The 255-nt window shown below is 38.0% G+C and carries 1 protein-coding gene; it reads left to right on the plus strand.

Annotation, left to right across the window (positions count from 1 at the left end; translation table 11 throughout):
• A partial coding sequence (locus tag PSI06_RS21295) for an efflux RND transporter periplasmic adaptor subunit (protein WP_273588163.1) occupies positions 1-255 on the plus strand: 255 nt, incomplete at both ends.

The following is a 255-nucleotide window of genomic DNA, read 5'->3' on the forward strand; positions in this document are numbered from 1 at the left end:
AAAAGCAATAAATGGTATTTCTAACAAAGACATTAAAGCATTTGGACAATATGCATTAACGGCGCACCGTGAAGGTGTCGTGCTTCAAGACGACTTTATCCAAGGGCAACGTGTTGATGCTGGGGATTCAGTCATGTTGTTAGCTGATGAAAAACAACTATGGGTTGAAGCAAAAGTTTCTCCAAATAAAAAGCTAAATTTATCAATTGATTCTCCTGCGGTACTTAAATTAGAAGGCCAGAGTTACAATGCCAA

The organism is Pseudoalteromonas sp. GABNS16E (assembly GCF_028598715.1).
Taxonomy (GTDB): domain Bacteria; phylum Pseudomonadota; class Gammaproteobacteria; order Enterobacterales; family Alteromonadaceae; genus Pseudoalteromonas; species Pseudoalteromonas atlantica.